This is a genomic window from Ruminococcus sp. RTP21358st1_G6_RTP21358_211008 (genome assembly GCF_040908885.1).
GTDB lineage: Bacteria > Bacillota > Clostridia > Lachnospirales > Lachnospiraceae > Blautia_A > Blautia_A faecis.
The window spans coordinates 31,032-57,101 of sequence record NZ_JBDGDM010000026.1 but is presented as its reverse complement, the minus strand read 5'-3'; the positions used below and the strand labels follow the sequence as shown (position 1 = coordinate 57,101).

The 26,070-nt window shown below is 43.1% G+C and carries 20 protein-coding genes; 2 read left to right on the top strand and 18 right to left on the bottom strand.

The window, feature by feature from the left end; translation table 11 throughout:
- Positions 1-148 precede the first annotated feature (148 nt).
- Positions 149-397, top strand: a complete 249-nt coding sequence (locus AB5Z12_RS11770; RefSeq protein WP_118579639.1) for a helix-turn-helix domain-containing protein — start codon at positions 149-151, stop codon at positions 395-397.
- A gap of 37 nt (positions 398-434) precedes the next feature.
- On the opposite strand, the gene AB5Z12_RS11765 is transcribed toward AB5Z12_RS11770, so the two are convergent.
- The 9 genes from AB5Z12_RS11765 to AB5Z12_RS11725 form a co-directional block, all read right to left on the bottom strand.
- Positions 435-899 carry a signal peptidase II gene (locus AB5Z12_RS11765; protein WP_173719290.1) on the bottom strand — a complete coding sequence of 155 codons (465 nt, stop codon included), beginning with the start codon at positions 897-899 and terminating at the stop codon, positions 435-437.
- 13 nt (positions 900-912) lie between these two features.
- Positions 913-1,437: a zinc ribbon domain-containing protein gene (locus tag AB5Z12_RS11760; protein WP_368356905.1), complete on the bottom strand. Its 525-nt coding sequence runs from the start codon at positions 1,435-1,437 to the stop codon at positions 913-915.
- Positions 1,438-1,544: 107 nt separating this feature from the next.
- Entirely contained in the window at positions 1,545-2,978 is a 1,434-nt protein-coding gene (clpX, locus tag AB5Z12_RS11755; protein WP_118579648.1) for an ATP-dependent Clp protease ATP-binding subunit ClpX, read from the bottom strand.
- Between the two features lie 315 nt (positions 2,979-3,293).
- On the bottom strand, positions 3,294-4,979 hold the full coding sequence (locus tag AB5Z12_RS11750) for a S1C family serine protease (protein ID WP_368356906.1): 1,686 nt from the start codon (positions 4,977-4,979) through the stop codon (positions 3,294-3,296).
- 216 nt (positions 4,980-5,195) lie between these two features.
- Positions 5,196-6,116, bottom strand: a complete 921-nt coding sequence (locus tag AB5Z12_RS11745; protein WP_173769626.1) for a glycosyltransferase family 2 protein — start codon at positions 6,114-6,116, stop codon at positions 5,196-5,198.
- 153 nt (positions 6,117-6,269) lie between these two features.
- The gene (locus AB5Z12_RS11740) at positions 6,270-7,658 is read right to left on the bottom strand and encodes an LCP family protein (RefSeq protein WP_173769625.1); all 1,389 of its coding nucleotides are present in this window, start codon (positions 7,656-7,658) and stop codon (positions 6,270-6,272) included.
- Between the two features lie 14 nt (positions 7,659-7,672).
- The gene (locus AB5Z12_RS11735; RefSeq protein WP_173734901.1) at positions 7,673-9,076 is read right to left on the bottom strand and encodes an undecaprenyl-phosphate glucose phosphotransferase; all 1,404 of its coding nucleotides are present in this window, start codon (positions 9,074-9,076) and stop codon (positions 7,673-7,675) included.
- Between the two features lie 228 nt (positions 9,077-9,304).
- Positions 9,305-10,261: a glycosyltransferase family 2 protein gene (locus AB5Z12_RS11730; RefSeq protein ID WP_148461724.1), complete on the bottom strand. Its 957-nt coding sequence runs from the start codon at positions 10,259-10,261 to the stop codon at positions 9,305-9,307.
- 9 nt (positions 10,262-10,270) lie between these two features.
- On the bottom strand, positions 10,271-12,139 hold the full coding sequence (locus AB5Z12_RS11725) for a glycosyltransferase (RefSeq protein WP_173734902.1): 1,869 nt from the start codon (positions 12,137-12,139) through the stop codon (positions 10,271-10,273).
- A 262-nt stretch (positions 12,140-12,401) separates the two neighbouring features.
- On the opposite strand from AB5Z12_RS11725, the gene AB5Z12_RS11720 reads away from it, so the two are divergent.
- Positions 12,402-13,655: a D-alanyl-D-alanine carboxypeptidase family protein gene (locus AB5Z12_RS11720; RefSeq protein ID WP_148461726.1), complete on the top strand. Its 1,254-nt coding sequence runs from the start codon at positions 12,402-12,404 to the stop codon at positions 13,653-13,655.
- Positions 13,656-13,718: 63 nt separating this feature from the next.
- On the opposite strand, the gene AB5Z12_RS11715 is transcribed toward AB5Z12_RS11720, so the two are convergent.
- The 9 genes from AB5Z12_RS11715 to AB5Z12_RS11675 form a co-directional block, all read right to left on the bottom strand.
- Positions 13,719-16,193, bottom strand: a complete 2,475-nt coding sequence (locus AB5Z12_RS11715) for a glycosyltransferase (protein ID WP_368356907.1) — start codon at positions 16,191-16,193, stop codon at positions 13,719-13,721.
- 1 nt (position 16,194) lies between these two features.
- Positions 16,195-17,430 carry a hypothetical protein gene (locus AB5Z12_RS11710; RefSeq protein WP_195477725.1) on the bottom strand — a complete coding sequence of 412 codons (1,236 nt, stop codon included), beginning with the start codon at positions 17,428-17,430 and terminating at the stop codon, positions 16,195-16,197.
- Complete coding sequence (locus tag AB5Z12_RS11705) at positions 17,427-18,356, bottom strand: class I SAM-dependent methyltransferase (RefSeq protein WP_148461728.1); 930 nt, start codon at positions 18,354-18,356, stop codon at positions 17,427-17,429. Before AB5Z12_RS11705 ends, AB5Z12_RS11710 begins: the two co-directional genes overlap by 4 nt.
- A gap of 6 nt (positions 18,357-18,362) precedes the next feature.
- Positions 18,363-19,616 carry an ABC transporter ATP-binding protein gene (locus AB5Z12_RS11700; RefSeq protein ID WP_347708380.1) on the bottom strand — a complete coding sequence of 418 codons (1,254 nt, stop codon included), beginning with the start codon at positions 19,614-19,616 and terminating at the stop codon, positions 18,363-18,365.
- A gap of 137 nt (positions 19,617-19,753) precedes the next feature.
- Positions 19,754-20,569, bottom strand: coding sequence for an ABC transporter permease (locus tag AB5Z12_RS11695; protein WP_148461729.1), 816 nt, complete (start codon positions 20,567-20,569; stop codon positions 19,754-19,756).
- A gap of 10 nt (positions 20,570-20,579) precedes the next feature.
- Complete coding sequence (rfbC, locus tag AB5Z12_RS11690) at positions 20,580-21,134, bottom strand: dTDP-4-dehydrorhamnose 3,5-epimerase (protein WP_118579668.1); 555 nt, start codon at positions 21,132-21,134, stop codon at positions 20,580-20,582.
- Between the two features lie 191 nt (positions 21,135-21,325).
- A complete protein-coding gene (locus AB5Z12_RS11685; RefSeq protein ID WP_173734904.1) occupies positions 21,326-22,891 on the bottom strand; it encodes a GH25 family lysozyme in 1,566 nt (521 codons plus the stop codon).
- A gap of 260 nt (positions 22,892-23,151) precedes the next feature.
- On the bottom strand, positions 23,152-25,737 hold the full coding sequence (locus AB5Z12_RS11680; protein WP_368356908.1) for a L,D-transpeptidase family protein: 2,586 nt from the start codon (positions 25,735-25,737) through the stop codon (positions 23,152-23,154).
- 32 nt (positions 25,738-25,769) lie between these two features.
- The gene (locus tag AB5Z12_RS11675; RefSeq protein ID WP_118579680.1) at positions 25,770-26,033 is read right to left on the bottom strand and encodes an HPr family phosphocarrier protein; all 264 of its coding nucleotides are present in this window, start codon (positions 26,031-26,033) and stop codon (positions 25,770-25,772) included.
- Positions 26,034-26,070 lie beyond the last annotated feature (37 nt).

Here is a 26,070-nt window from a genome sequence, read left to right as displayed (position 1 = left end):
CTTTAGGATTCCGACAGAGATTTGTTCTTAGTCCATTTTGGTCTTTTTACCTATTCCAGGGGAACCGCAATTTATAATGAAATCAACCGTTATCCACCTGTGGCTGACGGCTGATACTATTTATACTTTTACACCAGAGAAATGAAATATGACGTACAAAAGAATCAGAGAGCTGCGGGAAGATCATGATCTGACACAGAAATACATGGCTCACTATCTCAATGTGATCCAGCGTACCTACTCACGTTATGAACGAGGGGAAAGGATCATCCCTCCTGATGTCTTATGCAAAATTGCAGACTTCTATAATGTAAGTGTAGATTATCTGCTGGAACGCACAGATACAAAGCAGCCTTATCCTCCCTCACTGCTCTCCCGAAAAACAAAAGACACCTAGTGCACTGTGCCAGGTGTCTTTTGTTTTCTGTCTCAGATTATTTTTTCCTGTCTGAAAATAAATTTCCTGCTGCCCACAGAATGGTACCTGCAGCAATACATACGTCAGACAGATTAAATACGATCTTACGAAGTTCTTTGTTCTTCACATTCAGGCTCACATAATCTGTAACATATCCTTTATTTCGACGGTCTGTGTAGTTGGACATTCCACCACCCAGGATCATGGCAAGACCAGCTCTGCTAAGCTTATTTCCGCCGTGGAGAAGCTGGTGCCAGTATTCCCCTGCCACACAGCCCATACCAGCTGCTGCAAGCTCCTGACAATTCTCCCTGCCGATTTTTACCTTACCAAGAATCTTATCTTTATTGTGACAATTCCGAAGGAGCAGTCTGCCTCCCAGCACTTCTTCTTTGCTTCCCTGAAGGCGGGTACTGTCAATATGTTCTTTTATCTTATAATCCAGCAGAAAGATTCCACCGGCAATTGTTAGCGAAAGCATAGATGCTGCCTCCTTATTTACTAGGTAAATCCTGGTCACTTTCCTCAGTTTCTGTTGAAACCTTTTCTGCCTCTGCACCTGCCTCATTCTCTGCCAGCTTCTCTTCCGTCTCTTCTACAGGTTCTGCAGTCTCAGTGTCCACCACATCGCCCTCAGCTTTCTCTGGTTCCGGAGTCGGGCATACAGAGCCACAGTATGGACAAAAGGAGACACTTCTGTCTACAGATTTTCCACATGCCGGACAGATTTTCCGTCCCTTCATCTCCGCTGCTGCATCCTTATATCCGTCAATAATATCCAGATGCTGCTCAATCTCTTCGCAGAACCCCTTAAGAGCTTCTTCTACCTCTGCACCTTCTTTGTACTTCTCAAAGATCACATTTCCAATATCTGCTTTCAGTTTCTGTACCATCTGCTCTTCACTGGAAATCTTGCTTCTGATCTTCTGTGCCTCATAAAGCTGACCAGCTTTTTTTCCAAGATCTTTGGTTGTCCTTGTAATTGTGTCACTTAACTCGTCAAAAAAATCGCGTGCCATAATACTGTCTCCTTTACATATAAAAAGTGTTGTAACTATTCAGTACTTTTACGGCTAAAAGCTGTCTCCTGAACAGCTGCAAAGTGATGAAACACCTGTTTCCCTGTCTACTGAGCCATCCCGATCAGGGGAATTTCCTGTCCGCGAAGAAGGATTCTCGGACCGCCTGTACCTTCAATATATTCTCTGGTAATGATCACCTGTCCAATACTGTCATCTTTCGGAATCTCATACATGATATCCAGCATATATTCCTCCAGAATGGCGCGAAGGCCTCTGGCTCCAGTGTGCTTCTCCAGTGCCTTGGCCGCAATTGCGTGAAGCGCATCTTCCTCATAATCCAGCTTCACCTCATCCAGGGCAAGGAGCTTCTGATACTGTTTCAGAATTGCATTCTTCGGTTCCTTCAGGATCTGCACCAACATATCCTCATTCAGTCCGTCCAGTGTATATATAATCGGCAGACGTCCGATAAATTCCGGAATCATGCCAAATGCACGGATATCATCTACTGTCACTTTTTCCAGAATATGTGGATCATTGTCATATTTGTCCTTCAGGTCTGCGTAAAAGCCGATAGATGCCTGCTTATTCAGTCTCTCCTTGATAATATTCTCCAGATCCGGGAATGCTCCTCCACAGATAAACAGAATATTTCTGGTATTTACCGTTACCATAGGAACCATGGCATTTTTGCTGTTGGCTCCGACCGGCACCTCTACCTCACTTCCCTCCAGAAGCTTCAAAAGTCCCTGCTGAACCGCTTCACCGCTTACATCACGCTGATTGGTGTTCTTTTTCTTGGCCAGCTTGTCAATCTCATCAATAAAGACAATCCCATGCTCTGCTTTCTCCACATCATTATCTGCTGCAGCAAGAAGCTTGGAGATCACACTCTCAATATCGTCACCAATATAGCCTGCCTCTGTAAGAGAAGTAGCATCTGCAATAGCCAGCGGCACATCCAGAAGTCTGGCAAGAGTTTTTACCAGGTAGGTCTTTCCGCATCCGGTAGGTCCGATCATCAGCATATTGGACTTCTCTATCTCAATCTCATCCATAGTGTCTGTAGCCACACGCTTATAATGATTATAGACAGCAACAGACATTACTTTCTTGGCTCTCTCCTGACCAATTACGTATTCGTCAAGACTTGCCTTGATCTTATGTGGTGCCGGGATCTTCTTAAGATCAATCTCTGGCCTGGCATCTTCTTTTTTCTTCTTTACTTTCTTCGGACGGGGAATTGCATCCTGAATACTGCCCAGATTGATCATACTCACATTAGGCATATTAAGAAGATCGTTCAGATTCAGTCCGTTATTCATCTGCTGGGTCATGGTGTCAAAGCTTTTCTGCATACAATCATTACAGATATGTATATTGTTAGGAAGCTCGATCATTTTGCCTGCCTGGCTCTCCGGACGATGACAGAGAAAACAGAATTTCTCATAATCGCTGTCATCTTCGTGATCATCGTTCTTCTCTGTTATATCGCCATCGATGATTTCGTCTTTTTCATCGTCAAAATGTTCAGTCATATAATTATTTCCTTTCCTGCTGCTGTTATCAGGCTGACCAGCAGTCTTTCCTATCTTATGTAAAAATCATTTTTGTTTTCTTATTGTACCATACTTTTCTCTGATTTAGAAATTAACTTTTTATAAAATGTGAAAAGGGAAGCCTTATCTGGTTACTGTTCACTCCGTTCATAGTAACACGCTTCGCGATGCACAGAAATCATGCTTTGCATGATTTCGCGCCGCAACTCTCGGGTTTTCTGTGAACTTTGTTCACAAAAAACACCTCGCGGAATGTTACCAGTGAACAGTAACCTTATCTGCTCCCCTTGCATATTACTGATTACCATCCGGTCTTGCACTCAATGTAACAGTTACTGTCGATTCCTCATACTCTCCGTTATTTAACCGTGCCACCTCAATTTCGATTTCTTCACCAGCTGAATAATACTGAAGCTTATCGTTGATATCAGCCTTACTTGAAACCTTCTGGCCATCCAGCTTGGTAATAATATCGCTTTTCTGGATTCCGGCATTATCTGCTGCCTCTCCCGGATACACATCCATAACAAATGCACCAGATGGCATATTATACATCTGGATTGCTTCTCTGGAAAGATCGGCGAATTTAACTCCCAGATAGCCAATCTGTGACTCATCTGAAACTTTATCCCTTGTCTTACGATTCATAAGTTCTTCCAGAATGGGCTGTGCCTTGGAAATCGGAATGGCATATCCGGTTCCCTCTATACTGCTTGATGCAATTTTGGCACAGTTAATTCCAATCAATTCTCCCTGCATATTTAAAAGGGCACCACCACTGTTGCCAGGATTGATTGCTGCATCTGTCTGGATCAGCTCCTCATAAGTATTAGAATCGGACTGAACAGTGCGGTCCAGGGCACTTATCCAGCCAGATGTTACAGTCTGACCATAACCAAGTGCATTACCAATGGCAACCACCTGCTCGCCAACAGCAAGATCATCCGAATTGCCAAGCTGGGCAATTTTAATCTGGCTCATGGTTTCTTCCGGAATGTCACTTTTTTCAACTGCGATCACCGCAAGGTCTGTATCCTCGTCAGTTCCTTTTATCTTTGCGGAAACTGCACCATCAATATTCAAGTCTCCATTTCCATTTATATAATTCTCAGTTTCCTGTTCTGCACTTACCACATCACTTCCGATAAAGCAGACACTCAGTGTAGTGGCGCCCTCCACTACATGATTGTTGGTAGCAATGAGAAGTTCGTCATCATTCTCTCCGACAATAATACCAGAACCGCTTCCTGTGCTGGGATATTCCATTCCGTAGCCGAAAAAGCTGCGAATTTCCTGCATGCTTACTGAAGTGATTGCCACGACTGAGGGCATTGCAGCCTGAGCAACCCCTGCAACGGGACCTTTTTCATTTGCTACAATTTCTGCATTGATGCCTTCGCCTGCATCTGTGTTTTCTTCTGCCGTGGTACTGGCAGATGCTGAAGAAGTAAGTGTCTCTGCAGTTCCTACTGCAGTCTGAGTTTCTTTCTTAAAATATTTATCTGACACCATATTCACTGCCTGAAATACCAGACCTGCCACCAGACCAAAAATCACTGCCAGCGTAATGGTATTTCCTGCTTTCCTTCCAAAACCTGAAGATGCTGCCTTATCCTTATGAAGTCTGTGATGTTTTTCTTTTTTCTTTTCTTCTGGCTTCTTCTCCTGTTCATCAACCTGATAATGCGCATATCTGGGCTCCGAAGATTGAGACTGAAAATTGCTGTCTTTGGATGAATTTCCGGAAGTATCTGAATTATTGCTGGAAGCGTAATAATTTCCATTGTCTGTGTTTCCTGCACCATCTGAATTTCTGCTGCTGGTATATTTGTAATGATAAGTTACATTTTCATTCAGTTCATCTTCGGGGGCCGCTGTCTGATCCGATGCAGCCGATCCGGATTCACCTGTATTCTCTGGCTGTTGGGAGCTGCCATCCGTTTTCTCTGGCTCCTGTCCCCAATTCCATTCATCACTCATATTCTGCTCCCTTCTATGTTCATAAACAGTGCTGCTGTTCACGTTGGAATCTGCAGCATTCTGTAACATTTTCTTTTATTTATGGTACAAGTTTAGCAAGCAATTGTGTTGAAAATGTGATAGATTCATTAAGAAAAGGTGACACGAAAAAAAGTGTCACCTTTCATAGCCACAGTCCCTGTTCACGAAGTGCATAACTGTGAAGACACTGAACAATTACTCATTTTTCCAATATTCACGGTTCATAGTACAAAACAGGATCACCTTTTTCGGCAGCATTTTATATCTTTTTCCAAGAAAATATCCCATATATTTGAAGCCACTTTGCCCTGCCAGCTTGGGAACCAGCCAGATATGCCCTGTTTTTATAAGATAAGCCAGGCTCTTTTTCACAAGGCGAAGTCCCTCTCCCTCTGATGGTACTCCCTCAAAAATCTCCGGATGATCTGCCTGGGAAACACCCAGATCAAAATTCCGGTGAAACTGCTGTCTGCATGAATAATTGTGTGAATGAATCACACAGGCATCTGCAGCATAGGCAATTCCATATCCCCGCTTTGCCATAGTTCCTGCATAGATCATATCTTCATTAAAGATAGCTTTTTTTACAAATCCGCCAATTTCCTCATAAATACTTTTCTTATAAGCTGCACACACATTGGAGCAAAAATAAGTTTTTATTCCATATGTGTCAGTATCTTTTTCCCATTTTATAGAAGAAGTTTCCGGATAATTAAATCTTCTGGTGTATTTTTCCAGATAAGCACAGTCCTCCCGGGCCAGCTGTCTTGCGTAGGAAGCTCCAACTTTAGAATTTTCCTGCAGTGGACGAATCAGATTTCCAATCAGATTTCTGTCTGCCGGAACTGCATCCTGGGTCATAAATACCATAATATCTGAATCAGACAGTCTTGCTCCCTGGCATCTGGTTCCACCGTGGTCAAAATCTGCCTTTTTCAAATGTACCACGTTCACTTTTGGAAATTTTTTCTCCCAGGCCGTGTTCCAGAATTTTTCTTCTGTATTCATAACAAGAATTTTTTCCACTGGATAATTCTGTGTGGAAAGAGAATCCAACAACTTCTCAAATTCATTTCCCGGACGGTATGCGGGAATAATTATGTCAACTGTTTCCATAGTATCTCTCCTCTTTCAGGCTCAGCACGAATAAATATACTTTCGTAATATAGTAACAATGCTGGCAGAGCGCACGTCTTTTTCGCGAAAAAGGGACCACTTCCTTTCGGATGGTCCCTTTAAATTTTCAATCAAGGAATATTTATCTACTGATCAATATCCGCTTCCATCTTCGAAGCCTCCATCGCCGGAGCTGTCTCCACTATAATCTCCGCCGCTGTAGTCTCCTCCATTATCGTAACTGCTGCCAGAATCACTTCCACTGTCATAACTGCCATCACTATAATCGCCGCTATAGTCTCCACTATAGTCGTTTCCGCTGTCATAACTATTGTCGTAGCTGTTATCATAGCTATTGTCGTAATCGCTTCCACCATAATCGTTGTAATCATAGTTTCCGCTTCCGTCACCTTGCCATACAATATCAGAAGAATTTCCAGCTTCATTACTTGCAATCGGAGACTGGTCAACCAAGGTATCTGCACCGCCTACAAGCTCAATGATCCGGGCATTCGCCTCCACAATGTTCTGTGACGGCTGGTAATTCTCATCAGCACCATACAGAAACTTATGAAGTTCCTTTACATTATCCTCCAGCGTGTCTGCAACAACCATGCTGGCCTTCTTCACATCCGCAAATTTGTACTTGGCTGGGAAGCCGGTAGTATCTGCAATGTTATATCCCATCAGAGTCGGAATCAGATTCAGAATCTCAGTTTTCGTGATGGATGTGGAAATCATAGGAAATACCTCGTCCATAATATTGAAAATAGTGGTAATTCCTGCTGACTTTGCTTTGTCAACCATCATTCCGATCACACGGCGCTGACGCTCAGTACGTCCCATATCCATGCTTGCAGTGTAACGGATACGGCAGTAAGAAACTGACTGCACACCATTCAGATGGTATGTTCCAAGGATTTCTTCCTCATTCTCCGGCTTGGGATCTGGCAGTTCTACTGGTGTGTAGCTTTTGCCGGTCTCCTGGGAAGTTTCTACACAATAGTCATTCATAAACACCATTTCCGCATAAGAAAGAGGAATATCAAGACCGCCAAGTGCATCTATTGCAGCTACCATTGCATTAAAATTAACAGTTACGTAATCCGTAATTTTCAAGTCAAGCATGGTATTCAGCATGGAAATGGCCTGTTCCGGACCGCCATATGCGTAAGCTGCATTTGCCTTGGTATAAGTATCATTTCCAATATCCAGAAGAGTATCACGATATACGGAAGCAAGCTTCACCTCTTTGGTATCATTATTGATACTTGCAATGATAATGGTATCACTGTTCTGTGCATCAAGCGCAGCATTCTTGGAACGCTGGTCGATTCCGAAAAGTGCATAAGTTGTATAGCCAGACATCTGTGGTGCTGTCACATTCGTAACAATCTTGCTCTCATCCAGCTGAGGTGTCTCAATCTTGTTCAATCTGGAATCAATCTGTCCATATACATACAATCCGCCAATAAACAGCAAAAGACAGATAATTTCCACAATAAACAAAGCAGTCCTCTTTTTTCTACCAGGTCTTGCCATTTTTCTTTCCTTTCTCAATACGCATTCTTATTAATGAATCCTTTAAAGATCGTCATAAACATTATCTTGATATCAAGCCCTACAGTCCAGTTCTCGATATAGTAAAGATCACACTCAATCCTCTTGCGGATGGAAGTGTCACCTCTGTATCCGTTTACCTGTGCCCATCCGGTCAGCCCGGGTCTTACCTGGTGCTTCACCATATATCTCGGAATCTCTTCACGGAACTTTTCCACAAAAAATGGTCTCTCAGGTCTTGGCCCTACCAGACTCATATCTCCCTTTAAAATATTAAAAAGCTGGGGAAGTTCATCAAGGCTGGTTCTTCGCATAAATCTGCCGATTGCTGTAACCCTGGGATCATTTTTTACTGTCCAGGCTTTCTTCTCCTCTGCCTCCGGCTGAATCTCCATAGAACGGAATTTATACATCCAGAAAGTCTGATTATGGAGACCCACACGTTCCTGACGGTAGATCAGCGGTCCAGGAGAAGTGAGCTTTATCAGCGCACATAGTACCAGCATGATCGGCGACGCCACAATGATTCCAATAATGGAGCCACAGATATCCATTATTCTTTTTATCATGGCATTAAAAGTATTACTAAGAGGAACATACCGGATATTGATCACCGGAAGTCCCAGAATATCCTCTGTATATGGTTTCGTAGGAATAATCTTATTATAATCCGGAATAAATTTTGTATGCACTCCTGATTTCTCACAAAGCGCTACAATCTCCTCCAGTCGGTAATATTCACTTAATCCCAGTGTAATCGCAATCTCGTCAAGCCTGTTCTCCGGCAGGATCACGTTTAGATTGGCAATTCTTCCGATCACCTTGACGCCTTTATACATGGTACCTGCAGTAATATTGTCATCCAGAATGCCTCTTACCACATATCCCCACTGAGGGTTCTGCTGAATGCGGTCAATATACTCTTCTGCTGCCCGGCTGTACCCAACCAGTACTACCTGTTTCTGGTTCAGTCCTTTCTTTCGCATTTTGCGCAGGCTGTAGAAAATGAACATTCTTGCTCCCCAGCTTGCCACAATGCAGATTCCGTAAAACATATACAGTACGGAACGGGAAATATCGCCTTCTTCAATGGTATACAAAATAAATGTAGTGATCAGAATACCAAGAGAATTGGCTTTCACAATATTAGACAGCACAAGACGTCTTCCCTGCATACGCATTGGTTCATACAGCGAAAACGCATGATACAGCAGAATATATGCCGGCAGAATAAATACCAGTGCAGACATATACTGCTGGAAGCTTCTGGCCCGGACTGCATTTGCTGCAAAAGGTCCGATAAATCTCAGCGCCCAGGCAAACATATAAGATAACGTAATTACACAGGCATCTATAACGACATGGAGCCGACTGAAGTTCTTCTGATTATCTTTAATCAATCTCTGCCACCTCTGCCCTTCTTCGCATGTTGCTGGTTCTGTCACTCACAGCAACCTTCACAAACCTGTTCCTGCTGCGCGTTTCATCCACATCTCACGCTTTAAGCACTATCTGGTCTGTGACTTTCTCTATCTTATAATAGATAAAACAGAATTGCAATAAATTCTTCATACATTAATGTGAAAAATAGTTACGAAATACTAACGAATCACTTCTGCACAAACTTTTTATACCATAAATCTGTAAATTATATTCCACCACAGTTCCAGCTGGATTCTGGCGTATCTTCCAAGATTTCTCATGTGGAACTTCACTTTTTTATTTCTATGACTGATCTGGAACCCATTTTTGATTCCTGCCACATACTCCCTGCCCATTCCCTTCTGGGAAAAAAACAGGATCTTCATGCCAAAGCCCGGCACCAGAAAAGGAAGATTCAAAATAATCTGAAGAACCGGCATATTTTTGTAGATCAGATAAATATTATTTCTTGAAGAATATCTGGTCTTAAACTGATTGTATCTGGATCCGCTTGTTCCGCTGCCTACATGATAGACCAGTGCAGCTGGCACATACCAGTTCTCATATCCAAAGATCCTGGCACGATAGCCCACATCAATATCTTCCAGATATGCAAAATGCTCTTCATCAAAATATCCGATTTTCTCAAAAACCTTCTTACGGTAAATAGCTGCGCCAGCGCATGAAGCAAATATCCGCCCTTCCTTCTCAAAGGAATGAATATCCTTTCCTTTGCCCCGGGCATATGCCCAGCCAAGAGCAGAATAATAATTTCCTGCATCATCCAGTTTATTCCGGTCATGATAACAGATCATCCTTGCACTGCAGGAGAAGGCCTTCTTATGACGCTTTATAGCTGCCAGCATTTCCCCCACAAAATTCTTATCTACTTCTGTATCGTTATTCAAAAGGAGCACATAAGGTGTCCGTGATGCATAAATCCCCTCATTTACAGCTCTTGAAAAGCCGAAATTATCTGGCAGCTCCACAATGTGTACCCAGGGAAAGTTCCCCATTACAAAGGCAACGCTTCCATCTGAGGATCCATTGTCCACCAGAATGGTCTCAAAATTCTGAAACGCCTGCTGCTCCAGGCTTGAAAGCACACCCTCCAGATATGCCATCCCATTATAATTGGGAATAATGACTGATACTTCCTGCATAATGTCTTCTTAGTCTTCCTCCTTTTTGCCGGTCATGCCCGGAAGTGGTCTTAAAGAATAATTCCACTTGGTCAGGGAAAGATTCTTATTATAATTGGGATCACCGTTCTTCAGAATATCGATCCAGTTACATCTCATATATTCGATTTCCCGCTGGAAACGTCTGACTTTCACCTCATTGTTCTCTGCTCCGCGGGTCTTGGATTCCATATGGTAAAGCCTTGCATAAGGATCATAAACCACCAGATAACCTGCTTTCGTAGTCTTCAGGCACAGATCCACATCGTTAAAGGCGACTGCAAGTTCTTCTGTGAAGCCGCCCACTTTGTCAAAAGCACTGCGCTTCATCATCATACAGGCTGCAGTTACAGCGCTCATATCCTGTAAAATAGACGCCTTGTGGAGATATCCGGTACGATCCGCAGGCATATCCACAAACATATGACCTGCAATTCCACCAATTCCGATCACACAGCCTGCGTGCTGGATGGTATTGTCCGGATAGATCAGTTTCACACCTACTGCTCCCACTTCTCTTCGCTGACACACCCCCAGCATTTCTCCCATCCAGTCCTCTGTAATGACCGTTACATCATTATTCAGAAAAAGGAGATATTCACCTCTGGCATTTTTAACCCCAAAGTTGTTGATCGCGGAATAGTTGAATTCCTTTTTCCAGCAGATCAGATGGATCCTGGGATCCTCTGAAATCTTCCTGTAATAATCAAAAATCTCATCTGTAGTGCTGTTATTCTCCACGATAATGATCTCATAATTGTCGTAGAGTGTGTTCTTCTTAATAGATTCCAGGCATTTCTCCAGAGTTTCCTTCTCGTCTTTATTGGGAATGATAATGGAAACAAGCGGATGTCCCTGTACCGGGTATTTCACTCTGTAAAATCCAAGATCCGGAGTATGGCTTACAGTGCCTTTTACTCCAGTCCTCTCAAGATGCGCCTCGATAGCACGTTTGCCTGCTTCAAAAGCGTACATCTTACTTGCAGGATTATCAGCAGTAGATGCCTTGTGGGTACGCCAATGGTACAAAATCTCCGGTACATGCACCACTTCCCTGGCTTTTTCCACACAACGGAAAATAAAATCATAGTCCTGTGCACCGTCAAATTCCCTGCGGAATCCGCCCACTTCTTCTACCAGCTGCCGCCGCACAACAAAAAAGTGACAAATATAGTTATTGGAACGAAGCAGATCAATATTAAAATCCGGCTTCAGATGCGGCTGAAAATGCTCGTCCAGTTCAGCAGTCACTTTATCCTCATCTGTGTATACTGCATCCCCGTGCTCATGCTGGTTCAGTGCATTCACAACCTCGTAAAGAGCATTTGGCGCAAGAAGATCATCATGATCCAGAAGCCCTACAAATTCTCCCTTTGCCATGGCAAATGCAGCATTGGTGTTCTCTGCAATCCCTTTATTCTCAGTGAGCTCCTGCCAGCGTACTCTCCTGTCCCTGCTGCTGTATTCTTCCAGCACTTTTCTCATAGACTGATCTTCCGGACTTCCATTGGCAATGCAAAGCTCCCAGCTCTCATAGGTCTGTGCTTCCAATGAATCAATCATCTGCCGCAAGAATAATTCCGGAGTACGATAAGCCGGAACTACCACGCTGATAAGAGGTGCGTAAGCAAATTTTTTCTTTCTTTGTTTGTCAAGGACCGTCTGGTCCGGCACATATGCCGCGTACCAGGGACCATAAGGGATCTCCTCCGGCTCAAAGCGCTCGTGCAGCCGTATCCAGAACTCCCTGGGACCATAATGCTTCAGATACAAAAGTCCCTTCTGGATCATGTAAGGAGATAATTTTTTGAAGAAACGAGACCACTGGATCCGTCCCTCTGATCCGTTTTTATCGCTCATATTAAAATCCTTTGCTTTTATAATGACCCTATTTTAACATTGAAGAAACAATTTTGCAAGGAAGCTGTAAAAGAAAGGTTGAATTGAACCACATTTTAGGATATGATTATATTTGTATTATATTTTTTTATTTTACAGGAAAAATATACTATATGTTATACTTGCAGCAGAATTGTATCTGCACTGTCAGAAAGAGTGTTACGATGCTGTTCACAGACATCACTGCAGATACCATTATTTTAATACAGGAGTTCATTATACTATGAAAAAGCGAAAGATAACCTCAGTTTTTCTGGCTCTTGGTCTTTTCGCATCTCTTCTTTTCCAGGTTCCCATATCTGCAGAAGAGGCAGACCAGAGTGCAGCAGTTGAAGCATCAAGTACCATATCTACCAATTCCATTTCCGGATGGCCCCAGGCTTCCGATATTTCTTCTGAAGCGGCTGTAGTCATGGAGAATACCACCAATACCATTCTCTATTCCAAGAATGCAGACGAAGTACTTTTCCCCGGAAGTACAGTCAAGATCATGACTTGTCTTCTGGCTCTTGAAAATACACAGCTCACAGATGAGGTTACCATGACCGCCACCGGAGTTTCCGGTGTCACAGACGGTGGTGCCAGTATTTCCTCACAGGTTGACGAAGTCTTCACTGTAGAGCAGTGCCTGTATGCCATTATGGTTGCCTCTGCCAATGATATTGCACTGCAGATTGCAGAGCATGTAGGCGGTTCTGTAGACGGCTTTGTCCAGCAGATGAATACCCGGGCACAGGAGCTTGGATGTACCAATACCGTATTCACGAATCCCACCGGACTTCCGGATGACAACCAGCACACTACAGCCCACGACATGGCGCTGATCATGCAAGCCGCCATCCAGAATGAGTCTTTCAGAACCATCGCAGCAGCCACCAGCTACACGATCCCTGCCACCAATAAAGCGGCAGCCCGTAACCTGACCAGCAAATTCACCATGACAGATACTGGCAGCACTGGATTTTACGAAGGATGTATCGGCGGTAAGGAAGGTTATACGGAAGCCTCCGGAAGTACACTGGTATGTGCAGCCCAACGAAATGGCATGACTCTGATCAGCGTAGTCCTGAAAGGTGCTTCCGGTCAGACAGCTCCTGATGCAGCCTCTATTCTCAATTATGGATTCGATCAGTTTGTAACTTTATCCCTTGGAGACAGCGATTTCAGCATTATCTCCGGCGGTGACGTAGTAGTTCCAGCCGGCACCGGTGCCGATAGCCTTACCACAGAAGATTCCCAGAACGGCGACCAGATTGACCGCACCTACCTTTTTAACGGCACTTCTGTGGGATCTGCAGTCCTTGAAGTTGTTCAGTCTGATGATACTGCTTCCGTCCAGGAAGGTCAGCAGCACATGCAGGCGGCCAAGGACTACTCCGATAATCACACTGAAATTCCGTATTTTGTAATTGCCGGTGTATTCTTACTTCTTCTGATTCTTTTGATCTGGAGGATCGTGAAAATTGTAAAATCCTAATAAAAAGCCCAGTCAGGACAGGGTATCTTCCTCTCCCGACTGGGTTTTTATATTAGTTCTGCATCAAACTATTTCATCCTTCTTCTCATACGCCATCCTGAATGCACAATCCCCTCTCACAATACTCAGATTCGGATTGTAATACGGATCACCCTTTTTCAGAAAATCTCCGTAACGTTCCCGGAAATGATCCACCTCTTTCTGAAGACGCGCCTTCTTCTCCGGCGTATTCTCCAGTCCGCGTGACTTAGATTCATAATGGTACAGGCAGGCCTCCGGAGTAAATACAACCAATTTACCAAGTGCCCTTGCCCTAAGACAGAAGTCAATATCATTCAGTCCCACTGCAAAGCTTTCATCCAGCCCATGAAGTTCCTCAAAAACGCTTCGCTTCACCATCAGACAGGCGCCTGTTACTGCACTCTCATCCTGTGTAGTTGCCAGTCTCCACAAATATCCTGTGGCATATCTGTCATATCCGGTAAGAATATGTCCTGCAAAACCTGCGATTCCTACCACGACACCAGCATGCTGAACCGTATTATCCGGGTAAAGGAGCTTGGCACCTACAATGCCCACATCCTTTCTCTGGCAATAGCCCATCATGTTCTCCAACCACTCTGGAGTAATAACCTCTGTATCATTATTGAGCAGAAGGAAATAATCTCCATCCGCATATTTTGCACCAAAATTGTTGATTGCTGAATAGTTGAAGGGACCATCCCATGTAACCACTTTTACCTGAGGATACCGCTTCTCAAGTTTCTCATAATAGTGGAAGGTCTCTTCCCTCTCACTGTTATTCTCAATTACGATAATCTGGATATTTTTCCAGGTGCTCTTCTCCAGAATGGAAGTCACACATTTATTCAGATCCTCTGTATGATCCTTATTCGGAATCAGAATGGATACCTTCGGGTCACCCTCTATAACAAAACGGGTTCTGAAAACAACCGGGCATCCAGTGTATTCCACCTCTGCCTTAATTCCCATGCGCTCATAATGCCCTGCAAGTGCCTTTTCTCCTGCGATCACTGCATATGGCTTGTCATCCGGATTTCCCGCTGTGGAACCCTCATGGCTTCTCCAGTGATACAGAATTTTGGGAATATGGCGGATCTTCTCACTGTCTGTATGCTCCGTGCAGCGAAGCAGAAAATCAAAGTCCTGAGAACCGTCATATTCTGGCCGCAGAAGCCCTGTTCGGTCAAGAAGCGTTCTCTTTACAACCACCAGATGGCAGATATAATTTACGCAGCACAGATAATCAGGGTTAAAATCCGGCTTAAAATGAGGGAAAAGCCGATTTCCTCTTATATCAATAATATCCTCATCAGAATAAATAAGATCCGCCTCCGGATGCTGTGAGATTTCCTTTGCCATCTGATAAAAAGCTTCCTCTGCCAGGGTATCATCATGATCTGCAAATGCAATATAATTTCCAGTGGCAATTCCAATAGCAGCATTTGTATTGTCTGAAATCTGCAGCTGTTTCTCATTGAAAACAACTTTGATCCTTGGATCCTTTTTCTGATACTCTTCCAGAATACTGCGGATCGGAGAATCTGCTCCACTTCCATCTGAAAGGCAAAGTTCCCAGTTGCTGTATGTCTGCGCCAGCACAGAATCCACAAGAGCCTTCAAAAGATACTTATCCGTCTTATAGAGAGGAACCACAAGGCTAAACTTAATGTTCTCCCGAAAAACAGTCTTTCTCTGCTGATTCAGTTCTTTCTTAGTAACCCTGTTCTCCTTCAGCCAGGTCTGGTAAAGACCGTCTCCCTTGCTCAATGCTTCCAGCTTGATCAGCGACTTCCGGATCACAGTATGAATGCCATTGGAACGATAATTCTCCATTGCCTTTTTCGAATAAAGGCTGGCTTTTGCCTTAAAGCGTTCGCCCTTTGAAATACCAATCTGGTAGACTGCCTTTTTTCCGTTCTCATCCTTTGCAACAAGATAAGCCTTCTTTCCAGATACATTTTCTGCCTGGATATGGAATCCGCAATCCTTATTCACTTCGCATTCCCGAAACATTTCTGCCACGTCCATTCGGGTATTCCGCTTCAGGGTTATTTTCACAGGCTTTTTATTTTCATCATATACCTGCAGGGAAACCGGTGTAGTTCCTACCGCCCAGCCGGCAAGGATAACCTTCTTCTGCTCTCTGACTATAGATTCCCCATCAACAAAAAGCTGAGGTTTTCCCTGTTTTCTCATAAGATCCGAGGTTTTCATCTTATACCAGAGGAAACGCTCCTTTCCGTTAACAGCGTACACCTCAAGTTTTTTGTAATTCTGCAGATTTTCAGGCAGGGTAACTAATACCTCCACCCATTTGCCTCCTGGATTTTTCGTCTCCACAGCCCTCATAAATCCGGTCATCACAGTAATCAGGTTTGCCTCAGAAGGAAGGCGGATACCATCCAGATAACACTCTATATCTGCTTCCTTTGAAACCCTTCCTATGATCATATATTTGTAATTATCATTCAAAAGAAACCGTTCTTTTTCAACCAGCATTACCTTTTGATTCATTCTACTTTCCTTTCTTTGCAGAAGATTCCCAACCATTTTTCAAACGGCCCACTGCTTCTCTCGCCCGCTCTCCAAGCACTCCTTTAAGACTGTGGCTTCTCACCTCAAGGGAACAGATCTCATTCAGCATATCTTCCTTTGCCTCATCAATCTCCAGATTCAGTGTAAGATTCTTAGCACCTTCCGGAACCTCTATATCTACAATACAGGGATCAAACCGCGAAAGGAAAGCCCAGCTGCCGCAGATTGTTCCTTCGGGTGTCAGAACCCCGTCCAGGGAAGCTGGCATCCTGTCAAAACGGATTGCTGCAAGATGTACCGTACACGGATGATCACCTGGATCAATTCTAATAAACCTGCAGCTTTTCGGCAGATTCAAGGTGCATTTTACCTTTCCGGCCATAATAGGTCTTTTTACAGAACTTGCTTCGGAATACATACCTCTTTGTTCTGCGAAATATACCTGCAGCGGTCCCAGATTACTCAGGGACAAATATTCCACCCCTGGAGTCATTGTGGCATACATCTCCCTCATAGGAACATGCATGCCTGTAATATATACCTGAAAACCGCTTTCCATTCTGGAAAAACTGGTTCTCATCACTTCTGAAATACCAAATTTCTCATAAAATCCGGCTGCATTCAGCACTTCACGCACTTTATGCGTCTGTATATAGTAATGGATGATCCGATACAGTACAAATTCACAGGGAACAGGAAACTCAAATGTCCATTCATAGTCCAGAAGTGTATATGGACGGGTCATTACAACATTGTCACAGATCATATCAATATTCGTAACATCTGTACATGTCAGTCCGCCAGGCATAGGCACATCACCGAAAACATTTTTGAATTCCTCAGTTATTGTGAACGGCTTTTTGCTGTGAAGCTTCTGTACGTTTTCCAGATATTCCGTAAAAATTTTCTCAGCTTTTTCCTTTTCTCCCTTTCCCAGCAGATCATCCAGATATTCTGCAAGATTCTCCTGTTCCAGATACTCAAAATAAGCACAGTCTTCGCCTATCTCGCACTTGTTGCTCAGAAACGGAACTTCCCCATACATCTGATCAAGCTTCTGATTCCATTTTTTCATGCGAAGAACATGTTCTTTTCCTTCCGGATACAGCCATTTTTTCTCCAGCCATCTTTTCCCATCTTCTTCCACAATGTCAGTGCGAATTGCGAAGGAACGGCTTCTTTCATTGGAATATTTACTGAAAATAATCTCTTTCATTTGTTTTCCTTCCTTTCCACAATCACCAGGAATGAATTGGAAAATTCCTGAAAAAGTCCTGCATCAGTGAGGGAATCGTATACTTTCCCCTCATTGAACAATTGTATTCTGTTACGGTCAAAATTACAGAAATTATCCCGAAGCTCGCCTTTCTTCGGCAGACGCTTGTCTGAATAAATAGTCATCGGGAATTTATAATCCGGATATGGATAATAGAAAGTGGTCTTAAATTCACCAGCCTGGTCAATAATATCAGACAGTTCCTTTCTGGAAAAAGTCCGCACACTTCTGGTATCCGGATAGTTCTCCAGTCCTTCAAAATATTTTCCCACATGATCTTCGGTGCAGCCGGCCCAATATTTCAGGCCAAGTCGGTTCTCAATCGCGATCACGATTCTGCCTCCCAGTGCCAGATGGCGGGCAATGCGTCTGAGCATTTCCACATAAGGCTGTGCTGTCCCGATATAGCCCTGGGAATATTCAAACACACCGATCAGGGTAATGTAATCATATTTCTCAGTAAGGCTACTCTCCACATCCTGAAAATTTCCTACCATAATTTTCACATTATCACATTCGCGATTTCGATATGCATTGATGGTGCTGCGCATTTTTGACAGATCGATACAGGTGACACTTTTGGCTTTTCGCGCGAGAACTCCTGTGATCGGTCCACATCCGGATCCGATTTCCAGAACCTTCTGTTCTTTTGTGATAGGGAGCCACTCCAGAATGTTCTGGCGAATATGTGAAAAATGATAAAGAACCGGCCAGCTGTTTCGCTCATAGATCAACTGGTTTAGTTCCTTCTCCTGATAATTTTTCGCAATTTCAAGAAGCTCTTCTTCCACAGGACCATCGCTGTACAGATCCTCGCCTGGGTAATACTCATAATCTAATGTTACGTTTCCGATTTTTTCCTGCATATTTTATTATTCCTCTATCCACACTTTGGAATTCATATCGTAGAATCCAACTGTATTTTTGGAAGAAACCACAGTTATGTTGCATGCATCATATAAACGATGGAATACGGTAAAATCTCCATTCCGATAGCCGGTACAGCCAAAGGAGAGAAGATATTCCCCACCCTGCATATCCATTTTCTGCTCAAAAACCACTACACACTCATCCCCTGCGTCTGTGTGTTCCACATTCACACCTTCATACATAGTGTTGGTTCCTGTGATCTCAGTTCCCTGAATATTCTTGAATGTGAAAGCCATAATAGGCTGCTGAATGCTTTCATGAAAATGAATGCGCATTTTAATCTGAAATTTAGACCCCTTCTCGATCGTGTTGGTCTGAAGGCTCTTGGAATCCATTACAACGAAGTCTGTGATCTCAGCCTGTTTTTCCCCATACTCCAATGTGTTCGGGTTCACAAGGAATCCCTGTTTCCAGTCTTCTTTCTTTGTCTCTGAGCCTTCTGCCTGTTTCACCGGATCCTGATGTACCAAAAGCTGCTTATACATGTCTACCATAGCTTTAGGCGTACCCTCGTCCAGCATGACACCCTGATTCAAAAGAATAACACGATCGCAGTATTTGGAAATGCTTCCCAGGTCGTGACTTACAAACAAAATAGTTTTGCCCTGTTTCTTAAATTCCTCAAACTTATGATAGCATTTCGCCTGAAAAAATACATCACCTACAGAAAGTGCTTCATCCACTACCAGGATCTCCGGATCTATGTTGATAGCCACAGCAAAGGCCAGGCGTACAAACATACCACTGGAGTAGGTCTTTACCGGCTGATGGATAAAGTCACCAATATCTGCAAAACTGAGGATTTCATCCAGCCTTGCGTTGATTTCTTCTTCGGAAAAGCCTAACATGGTACCATTCAGGAAAATATTTTCCATACCAGAATATTCCGGATTAAATCCGGCTCCCAGTTCCAGAAGAGCCGAAATTCTTCCATTTACGGTTACGGTTCCGGTTGTAGGAGCCAGTACACCGGTAATAATTTTCAGAATAGTGGATTTTCCGGAGCCGTTTGTTCCAATAATACCAACGCATTCTCCTTCTCCAATATCAAAACTAACATCCTTAAGTGCATAATGCTCTTTATACAGCTTCTTACGACTAAGCCCCAGAGAATCCTTCAGGCGATCCAGTGGTCTGTTATAGAGCTTATACATCTTGGACAAATTTCTTATTTCAATGGCGTTTTTACTTTCCACGTTGTTTCCTTTCTTTTCTATCCGCATCATAACTGCTCAGTTCTTCTACAGTTCTGTACTTCATCGAACATGTCTCATGAGCCGTTACCTTTCCTCTTCGCTGAATACATTTCGATTCATAACTGCTTTTCTTCTTTTTACAGAACATCTGCAAAATGAACCCGAAGCCGCTTAAAAATCCAGTTTCCAAACAGGAAGCAGCAGATGGCAAATACCCAGAAATATAATGTCCAGACTGGTCTTTCGAAGAACCAGCGCTTGATAATAAATGCGTCACGATATCCTGATACAATATAAAATACAGGATTCAGCTGAAGAATTTTGTATAGAAGGCTGTTGGTACCGATCATGCTCTCTGACACCCACATAATAGGAGTCAACCATACTCCAACCTGTAATCCGATACCAATAATCTGGTTCAGATCGCGGAAAAGGACTGCAATTGCGCTGGTAGCATAGCAAAGTCCCAACACAAGAAAAAAGACGCATGCACTATAATACAATATCTGAAGGTAGTACCAGTCAGGAAATCTTCCGTTACATATATAAAGAATAATTGCCAGAAGTACAAAAAAGCCATGTACAAATAAAGCGGAAATTATTTTTACCACTGGAAGGACGCTAATGTTGAACACTACCTTTTTTACAAGGTAATTGTATTCCAGAAGCGAATTGGTACCTCCGGAAAGCGCATCAGAAAAGAAAAACCAGGGCACAATACCAGCTACCAGATAAAGCACAAAAGGGACTCCCAGTTCATCTGTGTTGGACCGGAACCCCACTGAAAATACAAACCAGTATACCAGAATTGTTACCACTGGCTGAACGAAAGCCCAGAAGGTTCCAAAATAAGAACCTGCATATCGGGTCTTGAAATCATTTTTTGCCAGTTTCATAACCAGCCGGCGGTTTTTATATAAATCCGCCGGCAGGGAAAAAATAGACTTAAGCATTTACAGTCTCCTATCTGTTAAGTTCCTTAAAGCTGCCCCATTTCTGATCCTTGTCAGAGAAGATCAGCTCCATACCTTCCGGAATCGGCCACTGTACATTGATGTCCGGATCATTCCAGATCAGACCGCCCTCATCGTTTGGATGATAAAAATCGGAGCATTTATAAGTAAACTCCGCATTCTCAGAAAGAACCAGGAAGCCATGTGCAAATCCTTTCGGAATAAAAAACTGTTTCTTATTCTCTGCTGAAAGAACAACTCCGTACCATTTTCCATAAGTTTTGGAGCCCTCTCTTAAATCTACAGCCACATCAAACACTTCTCCGTTTACTACGCGGACAAGTTTGTCCTGTGGATAATGAAGCTGGAAATGGAGACCGCGAAGAACACCATAACGTGAGCTGGACTGATTATCCTGTACGAATTCTACGTCAATTCCTGCCTCTTTGAAGTCATTGTAATTATAAGTCTCCATAAAATAACCTCTGGAATCTCCAAATACGGTTGGCTCGATTACTTTTAATCCTTCAATATCATCACAATTTGTTACTTTAATTTTTCCCATTTTCTTTTCTCCTTATTTATCTTTCATTTTATATTCAGTCAAATTTACAGTCTTATCGACTTCTTGGAACGTGTTTAAAAAGGTTTTCTGCAAGATGTGCGTCACAATTTGTGGGAGATCTTTCAAACACGCTCTAATATACATGATTCCGTCTGATAAATCAAGATTATTGGTTACTGTTACTGGTCATCCTATCTGTATTGTTTGGTACATACACCATTTTTGTTAAATACGGAAACGAGTCCATCTGCACTGGTCAGGCTCAAGTTCTGCGCACGTACTCCTGCGCCAGCACCCGTTCCGCGGTAGAAATAATATTTTTTTCCTTTGATAGTGTACCAGCCCTTATAAGCCTTTCCATTTTTTCCAAAATAATAAGTATTCTTCCTGCCATTCTCTGTGAGGGTGATAAACTTGTTCTTTGCACGGTAACCTTTACTTCCAAAATAGTAAATGCTGCCGTTGGCTGCTACATATTTGTAATTCTTTTCCATGGCAAAGGATGTAGTGCTGAAATAATAATATTTCCTGCCCACCTTGCGCATACCTGTCAGGGCTTTGCCATCTGCTCCGAAATAGTAGGTCTTGCCTTTCTTTGTCACAACTTTATTTTCTACACGTACGCCGTTTTTGTCCACGTAATAAGCAGTGCCGTCTTTCTTGATCAGCTTGCTTTTATATAAGTGTCCGTCTACGGAACTAAAGCAGTAATACTTGCCATCAATTTCCAGCCAGCCTTTGGCCTTTTTATCATTTGTGTAGTAATATTTTCTGCCTTTAACAGTGGTCCAGCCATTCTTGTGAAGCTTGGGATCTGAATATAAAGGCTGTTTTGCAGGGGTATAGCCTTCCTGAGAATTCCATCTGGGAACAACCTTGGTTGTATAATCTACATAGCCAAAGTTCAGATCCACATTGTTCTCTTTTGGAACACCGCTGATCAGCTTCTTGGTACTGATCATACCTGGAACTTCATCACCAGCTGTGCACTGCCAGATGGTGTATTTGTATTTGCTGGCGCTCGGTGCAAGAATTGTATCTCCGTAGCTTGCAATCCAGACATCCAGACCGGAGCCTTCCAGAACGTTCCAGTCTACAAAATTATTATACCAATTCAGATTCATGTAGAGAATTGGTGTATATCCTGCCTTGCGGATCTCATCACAGAATGTGAGAGCAATCTGGGAAATTTCCTTTCTGGTCAAGGTTCCCAATGTAGCTTCATCTTCCAGGTCAAAAGCTACCGGATAGGAAACCTTATGTCCCTGCATCTGACGAATAGCCAGCTGCGCTTCAGCAAGTGCTTCTTTGTTTGTCTTGGCAAGACTGTATACATAAGTTCCCACCGGCACATCTGCTGCTTCTGCCTCAGTCATATTATAGTCATAATAATCATCCAGATGTCTGGTTCCATAGGAAATACGCACAAAGGCAAAATCCAGATCTTTCTTGGCTTCCTTCCAATTGATCTTTCCCTGCCATTCTGAGACATCCATGCCTCTGGTAATGGCTCCTTCTACTTTCTTTCCGCTTCCATTGTAGCAGACTCCGTCAATTTTGTGCCATGCCTTTGAGCTTGTCTTGGAAGAGGAATCTCCTACACTTGGTGCCAGATGCGCATCTGGTGAAACATTTTCAATATTATATGGCTTATTTCCTGCATTGGCACTTACATCTGCAGTTGGTCCTGCAATTATTGCAGTTCCAAGCATAGCTGTAAATAAACCGGCAGACAGCCATTTTTTCCATTTTCCCATATCTCCTCCTGATAAACAGTTTCAGGTTACGTTCCTTACCGGACCAGTAGTGTTTACCGTTTACCCTTATTCGCTTGTTTCTTACAAGATGTTAAAAATGTGTTACTTTGTTATTATACAGTTTCCATTTTCAAATTTCAATGTTATTCTCCAAAACAGTAAAAAGGTGCCTTAAAATCATCAAATCTGATAATTTTAAGACACTCTTTTTGGCTTTTTATGTCGTTTTTTTATCAACAACTATCTTTCAGAGTAAGCTATTAAGCTGCCGGATCGGTCGGATCGTAGTATCCGCCATTCTTAATTCCCCTCAGCGGTGTAATTGCGCGACGTCCCAGCGGTCCTTTGAATACCTCATCAGATTTATAGGTTCCATCGAAAATATAAATAGTGGAACCATTGCAGTTCTCATATACCCATTTTGCATCGGCAACACAGGTACGGATACAGCCATGGGAAGCCGGGCTTCCAAGCTTAAGATATGCACTTACCGGCAAATTATAGCTGTTTGCTGAGCCGCATGCAATAGAGTGGACGAAAATTCCGCCCTGACCAGCACCATCTACATGAGTACCATACTGTCCCCAGGACGGTCCCATAAGCGCCTGCCATCTGCTGTATCTTGTCAGTTTATATCTACCTGTCGGAGTATCTGTTCCAGGATTTCCAACTGAAACACGAATGGTCTTAACCGGAATTGTACGGTTCGCATCTGCATAAATTGTCATAACACCATTTATACGGTCCACTTCAACTGTATATCCGGATTTGTAAATATTTGTCACGTCATTGATTCTGTAACCATTCTTATCAAAATAATACAGCTTACCATCAATCCACTTGGATTCATTTTGCACAAAGCCCTTCTTATCCGGGTTAATGTAACGAACCAGATTCTGGGAATTGTCTACAACCACCCAGCCTGTAGTGAACTTACCAGTAGCATCTACATATCCGTATTTTTTGCCTTTCTTCACGAATGCATTCTTCACAAGACTCATATTCTTGAAGTAATACCAGTTTCCATCAATCTTCTGCCATCCGCTCTTGCGAAGTACACCCTTAGAGTCTGCAAAATATGTTTTTTTCTTGTAAACAAACATTTCATTCTTAACCATCTGGCCATTTCTTGTATTAGATGTAGATGGTTTAAAGAAATAACTCTTGCCATTGATCACGGTAACTCCGCTGGCAAGTCTTCCGTCAGCTTTGAAATAATATCCGTTTCTCAGTGTATTGGCATAATGATTTCCTTTTTTATTGAACAGGAACCAGCCATAGAATTTCCCCTTAGAGGTGGTTACTTTCTGCCATCCGGTTTTCTTCACGATCCGGCCAGCAGTAGAACCAAAATAGTACATTCTGTTTCCAGCCCCAGGACAGCGATGCCATACCTTTTTCCAGGTTGCTCTTGCACCAGTTTCTGTTACATAATATTGTTTCTTTTTATAAGTGACAATACGATTCTTATAAATACAGCCATTCTTATCTGTCAGATAATATTTGCCATCTGTGGCTTTCTTCATAGTCTTCTTAAGAAGATAGCCATTCTTATCGATCAGATAGGAATTTTCCGCATCTTTACGTCCGTCAAGCTCTGTTACAATAACGCCATGAACCATAAGCTGTCCAATCTTACTGCTGTCCAGCTCACCGGAATCATAATATTTCCATTGCTCACCGGCTGTTCCTGCAAAACTCTTCCATCCATCACGGTACATCTTTCCTGGAATTTCCTGATCTGTTTCTGCTGGCTGGAAGTAGTACTGTGCAGCTACTCCGTTTACTGTCAGAGTAACATCCCCTGTACGTGGTGTTCCATTCTCATCCAGACAATAATACTCATCATTGATCTTATAATATCCTGTATATGTATTATTTGCCTTGGCGGCTTCATCCAGCTGTGCGGTGGTTAATGCCTTACCATCTGCGCCATAATAATGGAAGTTTCTGCTTTCTTTGTTCCACAGCCAGTAATCCTTCTTCATCTGACCAAGTGTGGTCTTCCACGGTACCAGTGCAGCACCCTGTCCATTATATTCTGTATATGCCTGTGCACTATCGGAAGCTGTAAAATAGAATTCACCAACAGCCCCATTTGCACTCTCCGTTCCAGCTAAAGTCTTAATGCCGGTAACCAGAAATCCATTGGCATCAAACAGATAACTTCCTGTATGAATTGCGCCAGCCTCGTTTCGTGTAGTAATCTCTACAATGCCATCTGCTGCAGTATAATATTCAGTCTGGGCAGCTGTTCCTTCAGCCTCTACACTTTCCGTACCTGCTGCTTCGCCATTCTCCTGGACTTCATCAAAAGCCTGAATCTCATCAGAACCAGCCACATTCTGAGCCTCAGCAGCTGCACTTACAGCTGATTTCTTCTTGCGAAGCTTAAAACCATCAGCTGTCTGCTCCCATTCTTTCCAGTCAAATACTCCGTCTGAATTATCTGCCTGTACTTCCTGAGTCCCATCCAATGTGCCTTCAGGAACAGCTTCAAATCCATCTACCGGAGCAGTACTTCCATTCTCCTCCACTGTTTCACCTGAAGTAAAGCCATCGAAAAAACCATCTGTACTTTCTCCTGAATTTTCGCTGTCTGTATGTTCTTCCTTGTCCTGGCTTTCCTGTACCTGCTGCTCCTCAGCTGCTGCCGTATCTGCAGGCACCTCTGTATCCTCAGACGGCTGTACTGCTTCGGCTCCGTCTTCTGTTTGCACATCTGCTGCCTGTTCAGATGTAAATCCGGATTCAAATCCGCTATCCAAAGCTGCGGCTGGAACTTCCAGACCCATGGACACACTTAACATAATCCCTAAAACTGCGGCTGCTACTCTCTTTTTCACTTTTATGCCTCCCTATTGTAACGTTGTAAATCTTATTCTCCTAAACCATTGTTGATAACAGTTACAAGATTTCTTAAAGCCTCTGTTTCGTCCTCGCCTTCGCAAAATATAGTAATCTCATCACCACATTTCACACACGCGCCCAGAACACTGAGCACGCTTTTGGCATTGGCAGACCCCTGACCATACTGAAATGTTATAAGAGATTTATATTTCATAGCTTCCTTACAAAGAATGCCTGCCGGTCGTAAATGAAGGCCGGAAGGATTGTTCACCCTTACTTTCTCACTTACCATAGTTTCTCTCCCTTATTGCTGCTGTTCTCTAGATCCA

Coding starts and splice junctions, on each gene's coding strand:
- AB5Z12_RS11770 (WP_118579639.1), top strand. CDS start 149: ATGACGTACAAAAGAATCAGAGAGCTGCGGGAAGATCATGATCTGACA.
- AB5Z12_RS11765 (WP_173719290.1), bottom strand. CDS start 899: ATGCTTTCGCTAACAATTGCCGGTGGAATCTTTCTGCTGGATTATAAG.
- AB5Z12_RS11760 (WP_368356905.1), bottom strand. CDS start 1,437: ATGGCACGCGATTTTTTTGACGAGTTAAGTGACACAATTACAAGGACA.
- clpX (WP_118579648.1), bottom strand. CDS start 2,978: ATGACTGAACATTTTGACGATGAAAAAGACGAAATCATCGATGGCGAT.
- AB5Z12_RS11750 (WP_368356906.1), bottom strand. CDS start 4,979: ATGAGTGATGAATGGAATTGGGGACAGGAGCCAGAGAAAACGGATGGC.
- AB5Z12_RS11745 (WP_173769626.1), bottom strand. CDS start 6,116: ATGGAAACAGTTGACATAATTATTCCCGCATACCGTCCGGGAAATGAA.
- AB5Z12_RS11740 (WP_173769625.1), bottom strand. CDS start 7,658: ATGGCAAGACCTGGTAGAAAAAAGAGGACTGCTTTGTTTATTGTGGAA.
- AB5Z12_RS11730 (WP_148461724.1), bottom strand. CDS start 10,261: ATGCAGGAAGTATCAGTCATTATTCCCAATTATAATGGGATGGCATAT.
- AB5Z12_RS11725 (WP_173734902.1), bottom strand. CDS start 12,139: ATGAGCGATAAAAACGGATCAGAGGGACGGATCCAGTGGTCTCGTTTC.
- AB5Z12_RS11720 (WP_148461726.1), top strand. CDS start 12,402: ATGAAAAAGCGAAAGATAACCTCAGTTTTTCTGGCTCTTGGTCTTTTC.
- AB5Z12_RS11715 (WP_368356907.1), bottom strand. CDS start 16,193: ATGAATCAAAAGGTAATGCTGGTTGAAAAAGAACGGTTTCTTTTGAAT.
- AB5Z12_RS11710 (WP_195477725.1), bottom strand. CDS start 17,430: ATGAAAGAGATTATTTTCAGTAAATATTCCAATGAAAGAAGCCGTTCC.
- AB5Z12_RS11705 (WP_148461728.1), bottom strand. CDS start 18,356: ATGCAGGAAAAAATCGGAAACGTAACATTAGATTATGAGTATTACCCA.
- AB5Z12_RS11695 (WP_148461729.1), bottom strand. CDS start 20,569: ATGCTTAAGTCTATTTTTTCCCTGCCGGCGGATTTATATAAAAACCGC.
- rfbC (WP_118579668.1), bottom strand. CDS start 21,134: ATGGGAAAAATTAAAGTAACAAATTGTGATGATATTGAAGGATTAAAA.
- AB5Z12_RS11685 (WP_173734904.1), bottom strand. CDS start 22,891: ATGGGAAAATGGAAAAAATGGCTGTCTGCCGGTTTATTTACAGCTATG.
- AB5Z12_RS11675 (WP_118579680.1), bottom strand. CDS start 26,033: ATGGTAAGTGAGAAAGTAAGGGTGAACAATCCTTCCGGCCTTCATTTA.